Below are 16,539 nucleotides of genomic sequence, written 5' to 3' on the forward strand. Positions count from 1 at the left end.
GCCGCAGCCATCGCCCGTGCCAAGGCTAAACGTGCCGCCCAAACAGAAGAAACGGTGAGCGAGCCTGAGGCGACTTGCGCCCAACGTTCACCCCAGACATCACACCCTTCATCGGTATCAGAGGATTAAATGGCTTTTCGCATCGCTAGCTCTCCCTACACTCATAACCGTCGTAGTACAAATCGTATTATGACGTTGGTCTTGCTTGCAGCCATTCCAGGACTCTTTGCGCAGTGGTTTTATTTTGGTTGGGGAAATTTAATCCAAATAGCCATTGCTGCAATCGTTGCTTGGGGTTGCGAAGCGGCCGTATTACGTCTTCGTAAAAAACCGGTCCTGCCAACCCTCGCGGATAACTCCGCCCTGCTCACTGCTTTTTTGCTTGGGGTAAGTATTCCCTCCTTAGCACCTTGGTGGGTGATCGTAATCGGCACCGCCTTTTGTATGATTTTCGCAAAGCAGTTATATGGTGGGCTTGGACAGAACCCTTTTAACCCAGCCATGGTCGGCTATGTTGTATTGCTGATCTCATTCCCCGTCCAAATGACGGGTTGGTTACCCCCTGAGGCATTGCAACACTCAACCTTAACCCTGACAGAAACCTGGCAGATGATCTTCACCGGGCATAACGCATCGGGTCTCACTCTACAGCAGTTACAAATGGGGGTCGATGGGGTCAGTCAAGCCACACCACTGGATAATTTTAAAACAGGATTGCGTGCAGGACATACTGCGCAAGACCTACTCGCGCAGCCGATTTACCATGGCATTATTGCGGGGCAAGGTTGGCAATGGATTAATATCGGTTTCCTATTGGGCGGTCTTTACTTGCTTGCGACCAAAGCCATCCGCTGGCATATCCCGGTCAGCTTTCTACTCTCCTTGGCGGTCTGCTCCGCCTTAGGGTGGTTTTTCTCTCCTCACAGCTTGGTATCACCGGTTATTCACCTCTTCTCCGGCGCGACCATGTTGGGAGCGTTTTTTATTGCAACCGACCCTATCTCTGCGTCCACAACTGATCGGGGCCGTCTACTTTACGGTGCATTGATAGGTGTGCTGGTTTGGTTAATCCGTAGCTTTGGTGGCTATCCCGATGGTGTCGCTTTCGCAGTACTGTTAGCCAATATCTGCGTGCCGCTCATCGATTATTACACTCAGCCTGCCGTATATGGCCACAATAAGGAATAGCCGATGATAGACTCTATCCGTAAGAATGGTATGATTTTGGCTATCTTTGCAGCGGTAACGACTGGTGTCACCGCATTGGTCAATGAGGTAACAAAACCCACCGTCGCAAAACAAATGGCTATACAAGAGAAGGCGTTACTCGATCAAGTTGTGCCTCCCCATCTTTATAATAACGATTTACAAAAAGAGTGTTATTGGGTGACTAACCCGGTTCTAGGGGATGATCAACAACATCCGTTTTATATTGCGCGTAAAGATGGCCAGCCGGTTGCCGCCGCGATTGAAACTGTCGCGCCGGATGGTTACTCTGGTGCGATTAGAATGCTGGTAGGGGCTGATTTCTCAGGCACAGTGCTGGGGGTACGGGTAACAGAGCATCATGAAACCCCGGGCCTAGGAGATAAGATCGAATTGCGTATCTCGGATTGGATTACGCATTTTGCGGGCGTCAGCATTCATGGTCCACAAGATAGCCATTTCGCGGTTAAGAAAGATGGCGGTGACTTTGACCAATTCACCGGTGCAACCATTACGCCACGTGCGGTCGTCAACGAAACCAAACGTACCACGCTCCTAATTGCCGAGTTAGGAAAAAAAATTACTACGCTACCTAAATGTGGGGATAAAGCGCCATGAGTGAAGCGAAAGAACTGCTAATTGGTGGGTTATGGAAGAATAACTCATCTCTCGTACAATTATTAGGCCTTTGCCCGTTACTGGCCGTCACCTCGACCGCGACCAATGCCTTGGGACTTGGCTTGGCGACCACGTTAGTGTTGACACTCACCAACAGTGCGATATCGCTATCACGTCGTTGGATGCCCTCTGAAATTCGAATCCCAATCTATGTAATGATCATCGCCTCGGTGGTAAGTTGCGTGCAACAGCTGATCAATGCCTATGCCCATGGGTTATATCAGTCTCTCGGCATCTTTATCCCCCTAATTGTCACCAACTGTATCGTAGTGGGTCGTGCTGAAGCCGTGGCTTCTCGTGCAAATGTCGGCCTCTCCGCCCTCGATGGTTTTGCTATCGGTATGGGGGCAACTTGTGCCATGGTGACCTTAGGATCCATTCGAGAAATTATCGGAAATGGGACAATTTTTAACGGGGCCGATCAGCTTCTCGGGCCTTGGGCAAAAGTGCTGCGGGTTGAAGTGTTCCATTTTGACTCGCCAATGTTACTAGCCATGTTACCTCCGGGCGCTTTTATCGGCTTAGGCATGTTGCTCGCGGCAAAATATTTAATCGATCAACGTACTAAACAAGCGAGTGCGCGCAAAGCCGCACAGCACGCCCAGGTTGCAGAGTCTACTTCGGTAGGACATGCAGGATGAATAAGCTTAAGCGTCGGGAAATTTTAACTCGCCTGCGAGATAACGACCCGCACCCGACTACTGAGCTAGTGTTTAACTCTCCATTCGAACTGCTGATAGCGGTATTGTTATCCGCTCAAGCCACTGATGTCAGTGTCAATAAGGCCACAGTCGGACTTTTTTCTCAGGCCCCCACCCCGCAAGCGATGCTCAATCTCGGCGTGGAAGGGGTTAAAGAACATATCAAGACCATTGGGCTGTTTAATACTAAAGCCCTTAATGTGATAAAAACCTGCCAGATCCTTGTTGAACAGCATCAGGGGCTTGTCCCCGAAAACCGTGAAGCTCTCGAAGCACTGCCTGGCGTTGGACGCAAGACAGCAAATGTTGTGTTAAATACTGCGTTTGGCTGGCCGACTATCGCCGTCGATACCCATATTTTCCGCGTGGCGAATCGAACAAACTTCGCGCCAGGTAAGAACGTCGATCAGGTCGAACAACACCTTTTGAAAGTGGTTCCTGCTGAGTTTAAAGTAAACTGCCATCACTGGTTTATCTTGCATGGCCGCTATACCTGCATAGCGCGTAAACCGCGCTGCGGCGCTTGCCTAATCGAAGATCTTTGCGAATATCGTGAAAAAACCGATTAAAATATTTTCTGCTAGTTAAAATCTTTAAAGGCTATTTACTATCGTATGTAAGCTTTATCACATTTCTTATCACTATCAGATTACTATTTAACCATATAAGAAAAACTTCTTGCCCTGACCCGAAATATCGGACACATTAGCTCCTTACACTTTTTTACATCAATAATCTTCGTGGTTTACCCCGCGGATCACAGCAATTCCTAGCACTATTTTAGGATTGGCAACACCGAGGTTTATGTGTCTACTGCAAACAAACAACATCATAATAACGAAGAGGTGAGTTTGAATGTTTTCAAACAGCCTAAAGCGTTTTACCTTATTTTTTCGATCGAACTCTGGGAACGTTTCGGATTCTATGGCTTACAAGCCATCATGGCGGTTTACCTGGTTAAACAGCTGGGCATGTCGGAATCTGACTCCATTACCCTATTCTCCTCCTTCAGCGCATTAGTTTATGGCATGGTCGCCATTGGTGGCTGGTTGGGCGACAAAGTCCTGGGGACTAAGCGCGTCCTAACGCTAGGTGTTATCGTATTGGCCCTAGGTTATAGCTTGATAGCCTTCTCCGGCCATCAGATTGCGCTGGTCTACATTGGGATGGCGACAATTGCCGTCGGTAGTGGGCTTTTTAAAGCAAACCCGTCTTCCCTACTGTCTACCTGTTATGAGAAAGATGATCCTCGTATTGATGGTGCCTTCACCATGTTTTATATGTCGATCAATATCGGTTCTCTGGTTTCGATGATGTTAACCCCGGTACTGGCCGCTAACTATGGCTGGAGTGCAGCGTTCTCACTGTCTGTCGTCGGTTTGATTATTACCCTGTTAAACTTCATCTTCTGCAAAGGTATGGTGAAAAACTACGGGTCTAAGCCGGATTTCGCGCCCTTACAGTGGGGCAAACTGCTTATGACCCTCGTCGGCGTCGTCATTTTGATCGCCCTAGCCACCTGGTTATTACATCATCAAGATATCGCCCGAATGGCGCTAGGGGTTATCGCTGTCGGAATCGTGTTGGTCTTTCTGAAAGAGACCCTAAAGTTAAAAGGGGCTGATCGTCGTAAGATGATTGTTGCTTTCATCATGATGCTAGAGGCGATTGTCTTTTTCGTCCTCTATATGCAAATGCCGACATCGCTAAACTTTTTTGCAATCCATAACGTTGAACATCAAATCCTAGGCTTTACTTTCCAACCTGAGCAATTCCAAGCGTTGAACCCTTTCTGGATTATGCTCGCGAGCCCACTGTTAGCCGTGATCTATAACAAGTTAGGCGACCGCCTGCCGATGCCTTACAAGTTTTCGATCGGGATGTTCTTATGTTCCGCTGCCTTTCTCGTGTTACCACTTGGCGCGAAAATGGCCTCAGAGCAAGGCATTGTCTCAGTTAACTGGCTGATCTTAAGTTATGCCTTACAAAGTATTGGTGAGCTGATGATCTCGGGCTTAGGTCTAGCGATGGTCGCGCAACTTGTGCCACAACGTCTGATGGGCTTTATCATGGGCTCTTGGTTCTTGACCACAGCCGGCGCAGCCATGATTGCGGGTAAAGTCGCTAACCGCATGGCTGTTCCTGAAAACGTTGTTGATCCACTGCAATCGTTACAGGTGTACAGCAATGTCTTTATGCAAATTGGACAATTTACCCTGGGTATTGCCATTGTCATGCTACTCGTTTCGCCATTGTTACAACGCATGACACGAAACGTGAATGCCTAATAAACTCACCCCGTCCTAGGACGGGTTTTTCTTTTCTAGCGTGCCATTGCTCGCTTAGCAATACTGCGTATTTTCTTCTCTTCTAGAAGAGCCACCACCGCCATGATGGCGATACAGCCTATCGCCGCAGCATCTAAGGCGGCAAAGGTTCCCGCCCATCCTGTTAAACCGAAAATAGAATGGCCATCCGCAATCATCCCCAAACCCAGTTTCGCGAAACTATCCCCTATCAAATAGGCAAAGGTTCCTTTGATCCCATCCGCTGCACTGATCGCTTTTTTCGGTACGAACCCCACCGCAGCCACACCAATCAATAATTGTGGGCCAAACACCATGAAACCGAGGAAGAATAATGATGTGAGGTATACCCACTCTTCCGTAGCGCGTTGATAGATACCTAGAGTAATGATGATAAAGACTAATGCGATACAGGCAACTAAGGCTCTTCGCCCCCGGGCCAGATCGGAGAGAAATCCCCAAAGTAAGGTCCCCACCAGGGCGCCCGCTTCAAATAAAGTAAATCCTTGAATCGCCACTTCCTTTGACAGTTTTAATTCATTATAGGCATATACGGTTGACCATTGGTCGATACCAATCCGTACCACATAAAGAAAGATATTGGCAAAGCAGAGTAACCAGATAACTTTATTTTTGAGGACATAGGTAACAAAAATTTGCCACTTAGTTAAGGTTTCATCGTCTGCCTCTTCATCCTCTTCGCTCTTAGGCTCGTCAAATAAAGCTTCAGTGTTCCCCAAACCATACGCCTCGGGGGAGTCATTACCGAAACGAAGAGCGATAAAGCCGACCATCAGCGCGATAATTGAAGGGAAAACGAACATACCAATCACGTGACCATTAAAGAAAAAGTGCGCCCCGAATAAGGCAACCCCAGCCGCGCCTGCCCCACCGAGATTGTGAGAAATATTCCATAGACCTAAATAGGTACCGCGTTTACCGCGCGGCGTCCATTTGGTTATCGTCGAATAGCTACAGGAACCGCCAGTACTTTGAAAAAAACCACTGAGTGAATAGCAGGCCACCATCAGCCATAACGCCATGGAACCCGACCCCATGCTGGCACTGAATCCCAACATACAGAGTGCAGACAATATTAGCATTAACGGTAAGAACTGTTTGGTGTTTTTTCCGTCGGCGTAATAAGACAGTAAGGTTTTCCCTACACCGTAGGTAATCGAGAACCCCAGTCCGATAAGCCCTAGCTGCGTAAGACTCAGACCATACGTCGTGACCATATCGTTTTGCGCAATATTGAAATTTTTGCGGATCAGATACATGGTCATATAACAGATAAAAACGACGAGATAAGATTGTATAAACGGTTTGAACCACATTTTACGACGAACGCTGGCGGGCAGATCCAGCATAGGAAGTCGTTTTTGTTTTAAAAATTGCAGCATAGTCCCATTCATCCATGAGAGTTAGTGTGGGGGAGAGTCTAGGAGATATTCGTGTAAGATATGCTGATGTTTATCAAAGCTTGAAGAATGTGACCTCTAGCCGTGAGATAGAGGTCACACTTTTATTAGATAGTATCGATCGTTATCGCGCGGAAGTGATGGGTTGGCGTTGCTATCTCATCCTGGGCGGCCACCAATTGCAGTTCATATTCGCCCATACTATGGGTTTTCAGCATTACCCCATACACTGCAGCGGTGATATGTTCCAACGCTTGCTCATAGCGCTTACCTTGCAACAAATTAACCAGCAGTAAGCCACTAGTAAGATCCCCTACGCCGACCGGCTGTCTCACGCCGAAATCAATTAACGGGCGCTGGATGTGTAAGGCTTCATCTTCCGTTACCAACAACATCTCAAATTGGTCACTGCGTAGCCCAGCGCGTGACAGGTGTTTGACCAAAACGACTTTCGGTCCTTTAGCGATAAGCGAACGGCTCGCTTCAATCGCTTCGTTAAGGTCATTTATCGTGCGGCCACTCAGCATTTCTAGTTCTAACAAGTTAGGTGCAACGATGTCGCTGGCCGGCATAGATACCTGACAATGGAACTCTGCTACGCCCGGGGCGACAATACAGCCCTTCTCGGGATGTCCCATAACGGGATCACAAAAATACCATGCGTTTGGGTTAGCCGCTTTCACTTGCTGCACAATTTCTAAGATCTTTTCACCCTGCTCGGCCGAGCCTAAATAGCCACTCAATACTGCATCACAGGTTTTTAAGCGATCAATCGCGGCGATGCCTTGAACGATATCCGTGAGATGCTCAGCGGGCATTACCGTGCCTGTCCATTGTCCATATTGGGTATGGTTGGAGAATTGAACCGTATTTAAAGGCCAGACGTTAGCGCCCATCCGACGCATAGGGAACTCAGCCGCGGCATTGCCCGCGTGACCATAAACGACATGGGATTGTATTGCTAAGATATTTTTCATGTTTGCACGTCTATTATTATCAATAAAAAAAAGGCCGTTTCCGGCCCCTTTTACTATGCCCAATCAATCAGGCAGTAGTGTTTTTTTCCACGACGCAATAAGGTAAATCGTCCATGTAATTTATCACTGTCTGTGAACCGATACTCAGCATCCTCTTGTTTAGCGCCATTAACCGAAACGGCTTTAGAGCTAATCATCGTCCGAGCTTGACCACGAGAGGGTACCAATTCCGCCGAGACTAAAGCTTGTTGTAGATCAGCTTCTGCGCTAAGGCTGATAGTCGGCATGCCGTCTTGCGCTAATTGTGCAAAGTCACTGGCTGTGAGGTCGCTCAAGGTTCCTGCAAATAAGCTTTGAGTAATACGTTTCGCCGCTTCCAGCCCTGACTCACCGTGCACCATACGCGTCACTTCTTCAGCTAACACATACTGCGCACGCGGGGCTTTACCGCTTTGTTGATCTTCAGCTTCGAGTGCATTGATTTCATCAATGCTCATGAAGGTGAATAATTTTAGGAAGCGATAAACGTCGGCATCAGCCGTATTGATCCAAAATTGATAGAACTTATAAGGGCTGGTTTTAATCGGGTCTAACCACACTGCACCGCCTTCGGTTTTACCAAACTTAGTCCCATCTGACTTCGTGATCAGCGGTACCGTTAGACCAAAGACCTGGTTTTGATGCATTCTACGGGTGAGATCAATGCCTGAGGTGATATTGCCCCATTGATCTGAACCACCGATTTGTAGCGCCACGCCATATTGCTTATTTAAGCAGGCAAAGTCATAACCTTGTAACAGGTTATAGGAGAACTCAGTATAGGAGATACCTTGGTCTTCGCGATTAAGGCGCTGTTTAACCGCTTCTTTATTGATCATTTGGTTTACAGAGAAATGCTTACCAATGTCACGTAAGAAAGTTAAAACATTCATACCACCGAACCAATCGTAATTATTGGCCGCAATAGCACTATTCTCGCCGCAATCGAATTCAAGGAAAGGCGAGACTTGGCGACGAATTTTTTCAACCCACTCTTGTACGGTATCTTCAGTATTTAATTTTCGCTCGGCCGCTTTAAAGCTTGGATCACCGATTAACCCTGTGGCACCGCCAACAAGAGCAACAGGTTTGTGACCCGCATCTTGAAAACGTTTTAGACAAAGCAGTGGCACCAAATGCCCCAGATGCAAGCTGTCTGCGGTAGGATCGAAGCCGCAATACAGTGCAATAGGCCCTTGTGCCAGTCGCTCTGATAACGCCTTTTCATCCGTTACCTGGGCGATCAGCCCTCTTTCTTGCAATTGTTGGATAAGGTTACTACTGGTCATTAATGACTCCACGTTGAACAGTCTGCACCTAAACTGGTACACAGTTTCCGCCACCGGCGAATAAAGTAAGCGCCATAGAATAATTCGCTACGCACAAAGGTTCCAGCTCTGAACGCATTAATTTACGCGTTATGGCGCAAGGCGATCAATTTTCCAGCAATCATCCTGTTTTTGATAGATAAATCGGTCATGGAGACGGTGCTTTCCTCCTTGCCAAAATTCAACTGCTTCGATTGTGACGCGATACCCCCCCCAAAAACTGGGAAGTGGGACCTCACCTTGCTGGAATTTTTGTTTGATTTGTTGAAAAGCTGTCTCGAGCACACTCCGCCCGGAGATGCGGCTTGATTGCTGAGAGACCCATGCACCAATTTGGCTTTCAAATGGCCGGGAGTGAAAATAGGTCAGCACCTGCGAAACCGGAAGCTTCTCGGCACGACCAATCACCATCACTTGTCGCTCTAAAAAGTACCACGGGAAATGCAAAGAAATTCGATTATTTTCTTGTAGATGTTGGGCTTTACGACTGCCTAAATTGGTATAGAAAGTCATGCTGTTTTCATCAAGATGTTTGAGCAATACAATACGTTGATATGGCTGTCCCTGATTATCGACCGTTGCCACACACATCGCGGTGGGATCGGGTAATTGTGCTTCACACGCCTGTTTCAACCATTGATTAAATAATTCAATTGGCGTGTCAGGTAAATTCTCACGACGTAATCCGCCTAATGTATACTCGCGACGAATATCAGTAAGATTGGCAAAAGGATCGCTAGCGTGGCTCATGGTCTATTCACTCTCTCGCTAAAAATTAAAGATTAACGCCCATCGAGGGGGTTAGCGGGGTATATCGCCCCTAACACGGTAAAATCTTTCGCGCCGGTGACCGCGGGTAAATTCCCAGGTAATCCCGATACCGTGCGATAAGCTAGCCATGAAAAGGCTAAAGCTTCCATATCGTCACTGCTAATGCCTACCTCATCAGTCAGCGCGACCTGGATTGCCGGGACACGCGCCGAAATTTGCTGCATCAAGACGTTATTATGCCCACCGCCTCCACAGACTAGCAAGCGGTCCCACTCACCCTGTTGTTTGATCAGATCCGTGATGCTAATTGCCGTCAAGGCTAATAATGTGGCTTGCACATTCTCTGCCGCTATCGGGCCGCAATCTGCCAGCTTATTTTCAATCCAACCGTAGTTAAAATATTCACGGCCGGTACTCTTCGGGACAGGACGTTGGAACCAAGGATCCGCCAGCATAGCGTCCAGGAGCGCTGTATCGATCTGACCAGAGCTTGCCCACTGACCGTCTTTATCATAGGGACGCTGGTGATGATGCCATATCCAAGCGTCCATTAAGATATTCCCTGGCCCGGTATCGAAGCCTCTTACCACTTCACCCGGTGACAGTAACGATACGTTCGCTATGCCGCCTATGTTCAAAATAACTCTTCGCTCATTGGGGTGAGTCAATAGTGCTCGGTGGAAAGCAGGAACTAATGGCGCACCTTGTCCCCCCAATGCCATATCCCGTCGGCGGAAATCGCCAACCACAGTGACGCCAGTGCGCGTAGCAACCGTGTTATTATCGCCCAGCTGCATACTGAACGGGGCATCGCCTTGCGGTTCATGCCACACCGTTTGGCCATGACAACCAATGGCTACGATATCTCGGCGGGTCAGTCCCTCACGCGCCATTAATGCTAAGATAGCGTCACTGAATAGCCGTCCTAGGCGAGTATCGAGTTGACCTATTTGTGACAACGTCACAGACTGTCCTTGGTTAATACTGAGAATTTGTCGGCGGATCTCTAATGGCATAGGATGACAGTAACTCGCTTGTAGGGCCACGATATTCTGGTCAATGGCCGCGAGTACTACATCAATCCCATCTAAACTTGTCCCTGACATCACGCCAATATAGCGCCCTGTGTGCATATGACCACTCCCCTAAAAATCGGATCTGTTTTCACCTGTAACTCATATAAGCAAAATCGTTGCAACATATTGAGTTATCGTTAAGGTTGAATCGGTACACTCTAGGCTATATAACGAGTCTAGAATCATCTTTTAAGATTGTACTATACTTAAATCGAATTCTAATGCTTGCATCGTTGATTATGCACTCACTATTGAAAGGAGTTTCAAATGTTAAAACGGTTTTCAACTGTTGCCGCAGCAATGACTGTTGCGATGAGCCTAACAGGATGTGTGAACGACAATTCTTTGTCTGGGGATGTGTACTCTGCTAACGAGGCTAAGCAAGTACAAAACGTCACCTACGGTACGCTGGTTTCTGTTCGTCCCGTTAAAATCCAAGGTGGCGACGACAGCAATGCCATCGGTGCTATTGGCGGTGCAGTACTCGGCGGGTTCTTAGGTAATGCTATCGGTGGTGGCGCGGGAAGAAGCCTAGCGACAGCCGGCGGTGCGGTCCTCGGTGGTGTTGCAGGTCAAGGTGTCCAAGGTGCAGTGAATACTTCAAATGGTGTTGAACTCGAGATCCGCAAGGACGATGGCAATACTATTATGGTTGTTCAAAAACAAGCTGCGACCCGTTACTCACCTGGCCAACGTGTAGCAATCGCTACCAATGGCAGCCAAGTGACGGTTTCACCACGTCGATAAGTGATTAAACCGCTTTTTCCTTACATGCCCCTCTTATGAGGGGTTTTTAATTTGTCGATAGCAAAAAGAGTTGAACACCTCTCTATGCGTTTACTTTTTAAGCTTTCAGCTCATTTTTTTGAATTTCGACAATATTGACTTCTAAACGTGCGATTAAACTATTCAACTGTTGCCGCTCTTGGTCGGAGAGTCCTTGTAAAATATCGTTACGGCTTTGCACGATAACCGACTCGAGTTGTTCAATAATCGGGGCCGCCTGCTCCGTTAGCGAGATACGCTTTGCACGGCGATCTTCTGCACAGGCAGAACGAACAATTAACCCTTTATGTTCAAGTTGGTCGAGGGTCCTCACCAGTGAGGGTTGCTCAATACCAATCGCTTTGGCAAGTTGAATTTGTGATTGATCAGCAGGTAATTCATGTATGTTATGTAATGTGACCCAGAGTGTCTGGGTTAAGCCTAATGGCTTTAAACGATTATCAATAATGGCTCGCCATAAGCGCACGAGTCTTGCTAAATCTGTCCCCAATGAAGATTCCATAACTTTACCTATAATTAGTTTGCTAAGTAGTATAGTCAGTTTTAGACTATTTTCCGTTTTCCTTTTCGGAATTACAAATAAGTATCGGTCATAAAAGTAATTTGTTTAAGAGTTATATAGTTAAATAAGGGATTTAATAATGCCTGTGTCACAATTCCCACTGACTTCAGCCTTAACTGACTTGGTTGTCGGTGACATGCTATTTTTCCCGCCCATTTTCAAATCGGTACTACTTGGCTTCTTTTTTTGGCTGGTGATCCACCCCCTCATCCGCCAAAAAATCTATTCAGGTCAAGTCTGGCACCCCACATTACTAGACCTCTCGCTCTTCTTCCTCTGTGTTTCTGCCTCCATGGCGATACTGAGTTAGTATGATGGACAACTTACATGAAATTTAACGCGTTACGCTATTTTTCTACCTTGTTTACCTTCGCCATTGCGGTACTCGCCGCATGGTGGATGTGGAATTACTATATGCAGTCGCCTTGGACGCGTGACGGAAAAGTCCATGCGGAGATGGTGAAAGTCGCCTCTGAGGTGGAAGGACGCTTAATTGAACTTCCGGTAACGGATAACCAATTCGTTCATAAAGGGGACTTATTATTATCATTAGACCCACGCCCTTACCAAATAGCGTTAGAAAATGCTCAAGCGCAGCTTGCTAAAAGCGAGGCCGATTTACGTAAAGCCGAACATGAATCAACTCGTCGGGCCCAACTCTCCACGAATATCATCTCTGCCGAGGATCAAGATAGCTACCGACAGTCTGCCAGTGCGATGAAGGCCAGTATGCTTGCCGCCAAAGCCAACGTAGATCAAGCTGAATGGAATCTGTCTCAAACCAAAATCGTTGCCCCTGTTGACGGCTGGGTGACAAACTTCCACCTACGCAAAGGGGATTATATCAACACTGGCGTGGCGCTGTTTGCCTTAGTAGATAGCCACTCGTTCTATGTAATGGGTTACTTTGAAGAGACAAAACTGCGTCATATTAGACCGGGTCTAGCGGCGACCTTGACCTTATACAGTGATAATGCTGCACTAGCAGGCCGCGTCGAAAGCATTGGCCGAGCCATCAGTGACCAAAGTGTCGATTCAGACAGTTCGCTCGTACCAGATGTGAAACCCACTGTGCCTTGGGTAAGACTCGCTCAACGAGTTCCGGTAAGGATCGCGTTAACCGATCTGCCGCAACAACAGTTATTAGTGGCGGGAACGACCTGCACCATTGTTATTCATCCGGACACACACTAATGTCTTGGCAGTGGTTGGCTTGGGAAAACTTACCATGGATTCGTGCCACTCGCAGCCAATGGCGCTATGCCTTACGCAATACTTTTGCGATGTGTATTGCATTAAGTTTTGCGTACAGTCTCAACCTTGATCAGCCCTATTGGGCCATGACATCCGCCGCGGTGGTCAGCTTTCCCACCATTGGCGGAGCGATTAGTAAAAGTTTAGGCCGAATTGTAGGCAGTCTAGTGGGAGCCTTGGCTGCAATCCTGATTGCTGGCAACACTCTAAATGATCCGTGGTTATTCACTTTAAGCTTTGCAACTTGGTTAGGGTTTTGTACGTGGATCGCGAATCTGCATCAAAACAATGTCGCCTACGCTTTTTCTTTAGCAGGTTACACCGCCGCATTGATTGCCTTCAGTACCGTGAATATTACCGAGTTCAATCAGCTTTGGGAAATTGCCCAAGCGAGAGTGTGTGAAGCAATCACGGGAATATTAAGCGCTGGGTTAATGATGATGTTACTTCCCAGTACCTCAGATGGGGATACCTTGATGGTTACCCTCAAACAGATGCAGGCCCGATTATTAGAGCATGCGCGACTGTTATTGAATCGGGAAACAGCTGATAAGGCTCAAGTCGCGCATGAAAACATGATCGGACAGATACTGACCACTAATTTATTGCGTATTCAAGCCTATTGGAGCCACTATCGCTATCGGCGTCAAAACCGAGTGGTTAACTACGTTCTGCATCAACAACTCCGCTTAACCGGCGTATTATCGGGTTTGCGCAGGATGTTATTAAATTGGCCAGAAGCTCCACCAGCACTGTTTCACGCGATCGATATGTTGCTATCAGAATTAGAGCAGCCCGATTGTAATAAATATAAATTAGCAAAAATATTACGGACTATTACTCCAGAAATAAGCCAAGGCGACTATCGGCAACTCGCTTTTGTCAGTCGGCTACGTTATTTTTGTTGGGTTTATTTAGATGTGCAGCGCTGGACGCGTCTGGTGGATAACACTGACCCCGCGCAACGGTTGACACCTCCCAACGTCCCAGCCTTAGCGTTAGAGTCTGATCGTGCCGAGGCCTTACTGAGCGCTGGACGAACATTTTTTGCGATTGTATTGGGCTGTACCTTTCAAATGGTTACACAGTGGGATCAAGGTCCCGCGGCATTAACCTTGACCGCGATTGCTTGCGTACTCTACTCTTCAGCTCCCTCGCCCTCCGCCAGCGTCACTCTGCTGTTGAAGACTTTGCTGATCCTCTGTGTGCTGAGCTTTGTGATAAAATTTGGCGTAATGATTCAAGTTTCACAACTTTGGCACTTTCTACTGGTGTTATTCCCGCTCATCCTGACACTACAATTATTTAAGTTATTGATCCCCAAGCGCGCGGCCCTGTGGGGACAAATTGTCGTGTTTATGGGGTCCTTTATTTCGGTCAGCAACCCGCCCACTTGGGATTACGGTGCAGTACTCAATGGTGATGTGGCAAAAGTATGTGGCGTGATCTTCGCCTGGCTAGCGTTCGTGTTAATACGTCCCAGTTCCGATGACCGTAAAAGCCTGCGCCATATCAGAGCCATTCGGCGCGGTTTCTTGGATCAACTTCGTCCTAACCCCCTGGCCAGCCGAAATCATTACGAGTCGAAACTCTATTTTCATATTAATCAATTGAAGTCCAGCAAAAATGCCCAGGCCAAACTCTGGTTACTCCGTTGGGGGGTCGTGTTACAAAACAGTGCACATATTGTTTGGGAACTTCGGGGGTGGCATACTCGATCGCCACTGTTAAGCGCCCAACGTGATCGGTGCTTTCAGATCTTACACACGATTATCAGCGAACGCGGTGTTCGCAGTTCACAGCTGGATACGGTGCTAGACGAACTCAGGGCACAAAGCACTGAGCTTTCACATCGCAAGGAACCTGATGCGATACGCTTAGCGGGGATTTTATGGCGGCTTAGCTGTTCGCTGGCACAGCTCGGCTATTCGGTCCCCCCGCAACCCTCAAAATAATTCCCCTTGCTCGGTAACGTCTTCAAGAGTGATCGGTGCAACACGCTGAGCGGCACGTTGCCTCAGCGTGCACAGTCGTAATACATTTAGCTTCTGAGCATCAGAGAAGCCCTGCCATCCGAAGCGTTCTTCACGACTGCGAAAGCATCCTAAGCAGTAGCCGCGAGCATTGGCTTGGCACAGCCCTCGGCAAGGATTTGGCAGCGAAAACATTTCAAGTTGTTCGGCCATAGCCCCTCCTTCGCTTGTATCACTTATCAACCCGACTTGTTGTTCTGTGCGATGCCATGCACACCCCCTTGTCGATCGGCGTAACGGTAACTACTCTATGGTAAACCATCATATTATAGCAGGAGAGTATTATGTCAGCGTTATCCCTCTTTTCCCCTCTGAAACTTGGTGCTATCACCACTCAAAACCGTATTTTTATGGCACCCTTGACCCGTTTGCGCAGCATCGAGCCTGGCGATATTCCTACGGATTTGATGAAAACCTATTATCAGCAGCGCGCCTCAGCGGGCTTGATTATTACCGAAGCCACGCAAATTTCCTTTGAGGCCAAAGGCTATGCCGGTGCACCTGGATTACACACTGCTGAGCAGGTAACTGCTTGGCAAGCAATTACCGATGCGGTACACGCTCATAATGGAAAAATTGCCGTACAGCTTTGGCATACAGGTCGTATTTCTCACTCTTCTTTGCAACCTAATAACGCTGCGCCACAGGCGCCGTCTGCCCTACCTTCACAGACCAGAACCTCATTAAAGAATGAGAAAGGTGAAGTATATCGCAGTGAAACGACTCTCCCACAAGAGATGAGTGTCGCGCAAATTAAACAAGTGGTGAAAGATTTCGAACAAGCCGCTATCAATGCACAACAAGCGGGCTTTGATCTGCTCGAACTGCATGCTGCGCATGGTTATCTATTACATGCCTTTTTATCACCCGACTCTAACCTTCGGACTGACGAATACGGTGGCAGCCGCGAAAACCGTGCGCGTATTGTCTTTGAAATTATTGAGGCCGTATCGCGCGTTTGGGGCGCTGGACATATCGGTATTCGCCTCTCACCCGTTGGCACCTTTCAGGCATTAGGTAATGGGCCGCACGAAGAAGATGATGCGGTTTGGCTCATCGAACAGTTGAATCGTTTTGGTCTGGCCTATTTGCATTTGTCTGAACCAGACTGGGCTGGCGGTAATTCATATTCCACGACGTTTAGACAGTCGGTACGGGCTGCCTTCAGCCAAACTATAATTGGCGCAGGTGCGTATACCTTAGAGAAGGGCGAAGCATTGCTCGCGGAGGGATTAATCGACGCCGTTGCCTTTGGCCGCGACTTTATTGCTAATCCAGATTTAGTTGACCGTTTTGCGCAAGGTGCTCCGCTTAATGCGCAACATCCTGAGTCCTTTTATGGCGGTAACGAACAAGGTTATACCGATTACCCATTTTTGCCACAAACAAAAAGCTGATATC

The 16,539-nt window shown here is 47.8% G+C and carries 17 protein-coding genes; 10 read left to right on the plus strand and 7 right to left on the minus strand.

The window, feature by feature from the left end; genetic code table 11:
* Positions 1 to 129 precede the first annotated feature (129 nt).
* From rsxD to dtpA, 5 genes are all read left to right on the plus strand, one after another.
* Entirely contained in the window at positions 130 to 1,188 is a 1,059-nt protein-coding gene (gene rsxD / locus BMX14_RS05300; RefSeq protein ID WP_092673840.1) for an electron transport complex subunit RsxD, read from the plus strand.
* Positions 1,189 to 1,191: 3 nt separating this feature from the next.
* Positions 1,192 to 1,824 (plus strand): electron transport complex subunit RsxG, encoded by a 633-nt coding sequence (rsxG, locus tag BMX14_RS05305; RefSeq protein WP_092673843.1) that lies wholly within the window; start codon positions 1,192 to 1,194, stop codon positions 1,822 to 1,824.
* Positions 1,821 to 2,525: an electron transport complex subunit E gene (locus BMX14_RS05310; RefSeq protein ID WP_092673846.1), complete on the plus strand. Its 705-nt coding sequence runs from the start codon at positions 1,821 to 1,823 to the stop codon at positions 2,523 to 2,525. Before rsxG ends, BMX14_RS05310 begins: the two co-directional genes overlap by 4 nt.
* Positions 2,522 to 3,154, plus strand: a complete 633-nt coding sequence (gene nth, locus BMX14_RS05315) for an endonuclease III (RefSeq protein ID WP_092673849.1) — start codon at positions 2,522 to 2,524, stop codon at positions 3,152 to 3,154. The genes BMX14_RS05310 and nth overlap by 4 nt, the downstream gene beginning before the upstream one ends.
* Positions 3,155 to 3,391: 237 nt before the next feature.
* The gene (gene dtpA / locus BMX14_RS05320) at positions 3,392 to 4,873 is read left to right on the plus strand and encodes a dipeptide/tripeptide permease DtpA (RefSeq protein ID WP_092673852.1); all 1,482 of its coding nucleotides are present in this window, start codon (positions 3,392 to 3,394) and stop codon (positions 4,871 to 4,873) included.
* 35 nt (positions 4,874 to 4,908) lie between these two features.
* Here the strand turns inward: dtpA and uhpT are convergent, their stop codons facing one another.
* The 5 genes from uhpT to anmK all read right to left on the minus strand — a co-directional run bounded on the left by uhpT (position 4,909) and on the right by anmK (position 10,560).
* Positions 4,909 to 6,294, minus strand: a complete 1,386-nt coding sequence (uhpT, locus tag BMX14_RS05325) for a hexose-6-phosphate:phosphate antiporter (protein ID WP_092673855.1) — start codon at positions 6,292 to 6,294, stop codon at positions 4,909 to 4,911.
* 125 nt (positions 6,295 to 6,419) lie between these two features.
* A complete protein-coding gene (gene pdxY / locus BMX14_RS05330) occupies positions 6,420 to 7,289 on the minus strand; it encodes a pyridoxal kinase PdxY (RefSeq protein WP_092673858.1) in 870 nt (289 codons plus the stop codon).
* Between the two features lie 53 nt (positions 7,290 to 7,342).
* Complete coding sequence (gene tyrS, locus BMX14_RS05335) at positions 7,343 to 8,617, minus strand: tyrosine--tRNA ligase (protein WP_092673861.1); 1,275 nt, start codon at positions 8,615 to 8,617, stop codon at positions 7,343 to 7,345.
* A gap of 129 nt (positions 8,618 to 8,746) precedes the next feature.
* On the minus strand, positions 8,747 to 9,406 hold the full coding sequence (gene pdxH / locus BMX14_RS05340; RefSeq protein ID WP_092673864.1) for a pyridoxamine 5'-phosphate oxidase: 660 nt from the start codon (positions 9,404 to 9,406) through the stop codon (positions 8,747 to 8,749).
* Positions 9,407 to 9,438: 32 nt separating this feature from the next.
* Entirely contained in the window at positions 9,439 to 10,560 is a 1,122-nt protein-coding gene (anmK, locus tag BMX14_RS05345) for an anhydro-N-acetylmuramic acid kinase (RefSeq protein WP_092673867.1), read from the minus strand.
* Positions 10,561 to 10,770: 210 nt separating this feature from the next.
* Here anmK and BMX14_RS05350 point away from each other — a divergent pair, with 210 nt between their 5' ends.
* On the plus strand, positions 10,771 to 11,250 hold the full coding sequence (locus tag BMX14_RS05350; protein ID WP_092673872.1) for an outer membrane lipoprotein: 480 nt from the start codon (positions 10,771 to 10,773) through the stop codon (positions 11,248 to 11,250).
* Between the two features lie 97 nt (positions 11,251 to 11,347).
* On the opposite strand, the gene slyA is transcribed toward BMX14_RS05350, so the two are convergent.
* Positions 11,348 to 11,791 carry a transcriptional regulator SlyA gene (gene slyA, locus BMX14_RS05355; protein ID WP_092673875.1) on the minus strand — a complete coding sequence of 148 codons (444 nt, stop codon included), beginning with the start codon at positions 11,789 to 11,791 and terminating at the stop codon, positions 11,348 to 11,350.
* 139 nt (positions 11,792 to 11,930) lie between these two features.
* Between slyA and BMX14_RS05360 the strand changes: the two genes are divergently transcribed.
* Genes BMX14_RS05360 through BMX14_RS05370 form a run of 3 tightly spaced genes read left to right on the plus strand, consistent with a single transcriptional unit; the run spans position 11,931 to position 15,060 of the window.
* Entirely contained in the window at positions 11,931 to 12,161 is a 231-nt protein-coding gene (locus BMX14_RS05360) for a DUF1656 domain-containing protein (protein WP_092673878.1), read from the plus strand.
* Between the two features lie 17 nt (positions 12,162 to 12,178).
* Entirely contained in the window at positions 12,179 to 13,045 is an 867-nt protein-coding gene (locus BMX14_RS05365; protein ID WP_092673881.1) for an efflux RND transporter periplasmic adaptor subunit, read from the plus strand.
* The gene (locus BMX14_RS05370; protein ID WP_092673884.1) at positions 13,045 to 15,060 is read left to right on the plus strand and encodes an FUSC family protein; all 2,016 of its coding nucleotides are present in this window, start codon (positions 13,045 to 13,047) and stop codon (positions 15,058 to 15,060) included. Before BMX14_RS05365 ends, BMX14_RS05370 begins: the two co-directional genes overlap by 1 nt.
* Here BMX14_RS05370 and BMX14_RS05375 read toward each other — a convergent pair.
* The gene (locus BMX14_RS05375; RefSeq protein WP_092673887.1) at positions 15,052 to 15,291 is read right to left on the minus strand and encodes a DUF1289 domain-containing protein; all 240 of its coding nucleotides are present in this window, start codon (positions 15,289 to 15,291) and stop codon (positions 15,052 to 15,054) included. The genes BMX14_RS05370 and BMX14_RS05375 overlap by 9 nt on opposite strands.
* Positions 15,292 to 15,422: 131 nt before the next feature.
* Between BMX14_RS05375 and nemA the strand changes: the two genes are divergently transcribed.
* Positions 15,423 to 16,535 carry an N-ethylmaleimide reductase gene (gene nemA / locus BMX14_RS05380; protein ID WP_092673890.1) on the plus strand — a complete coding sequence of 371 codons (1,113 nt, stop codon included), beginning with the start codon at positions 15,423 to 15,425 and terminating at the stop codon, positions 16,533 to 16,535.
* The last annotated feature ends 4 nt before the right edge of the window (positions 16,536 to 16,539 follow it).

The organism is Rosenbergiella nectarea, assembly GCF_900111105.1.
Lineage (GTDB): Bacteria > Pseudomonadota > Gammaproteobacteria > Enterobacterales > Enterobacteriaceae > Rosenbergiella > Rosenbergiella nectarea.

Coding starts and splice junctions, on each gene's coding strand:
- uhpT (WP_092673855.1), bottom strand. CDS start 6,294: ATGCTGCAATTTTTAAAACAAAAACGACTTCCTATGCTGGATCTGCCC.
- nemA (WP_092673890.1), top strand. CDS start 15,423: ATGTCAGCGTTATCCCTCTTTTCCCCTCTGAAACTTGGTGCTATCACC.
- BMX14_RS05360 (WP_092673878.1), top strand. CDS start 11,931: ATGCCTGTGTCACAATTCCCACTGACTTCAGCCTTAACTGACTTGGTT.
- pdxH (WP_092673864.1), bottom strand. CDS start 9,406: ATGAGCCACGCTAGCGATCCTTTTGCCAATCTTACTGATATTCGTCGC.
- rsxD (WP_092673840.1), top strand. CDS start 130: ATGGCTTTTCGCATCGCTAGCTCTCCCTACACTCATAACCGTCGTAGT.
- tyrS (WP_092673861.1), bottom strand. CDS start 8,617: ATGACCAGTAGTAACCTTATCCAACAATTGCAAGAAAGAGGGCTGATC.
- anmK (WP_092673867.1), bottom strand. CDS start 10,560: ATGCACACAGGGCGCTATATTGGCGTGATGTCAGGGACAAGTTTAGAT.
- rsxG (WP_092673843.1), top strand. CDS start 1,192: ATGATAGACTCTATCCGTAAGAATGGTATGATTTTGGCTATCTTTGCA.
- BMX14_RS05370 (WP_092673884.1), top strand. CDS start 13,045: ATGTCTTGGCAGTGGTTGGCTTGGGAAAACTTACCATGGATTCGTGCC.
- pdxY (WP_092673858.1), bottom strand. CDS start 7,289: ATGAAAAATATCTTAGCAATACAATCCCATGTCGTTTATGGTCACGCG.
- BMX14_RS05375 (WP_092673887.1), bottom strand. CDS start 15,291: ATGGCCGAACAACTTGAAATGTTTTCGCTGCCAAATCCTTGCCGAGGG.
- nth (WP_092673849.1), top strand. CDS start 2,522: ATGAATAAGCTTAAGCGTCGGGAAATTTTAACTCGCCTGCGAGATAAC.
- slyA (WP_092673875.1), bottom strand. CDS start 11,791: ATGGAATCTTCATTGGGGACAGATTTAGCAAGACTCGTGCGCTTATGG.
- BMX14_RS05310 (WP_092673846.1), top strand. CDS start 1,821: ATGAGTGAAGCGAAAGAACTGCTAATTGGTGGGTTATGGAAGAATAAC.
- BMX14_RS05365 (WP_092673881.1), top strand. CDS start 12,179: ATGAAATTTAACGCGTTACGCTATTTTTCTACCTTGTTTACCTTCGCC.
- BMX14_RS05350 (WP_092673872.1), top strand. CDS start 10,771: ATGTTAAAACGGTTTTCAACTGTTGCCGCAGCAATGACTGTTGCGATG.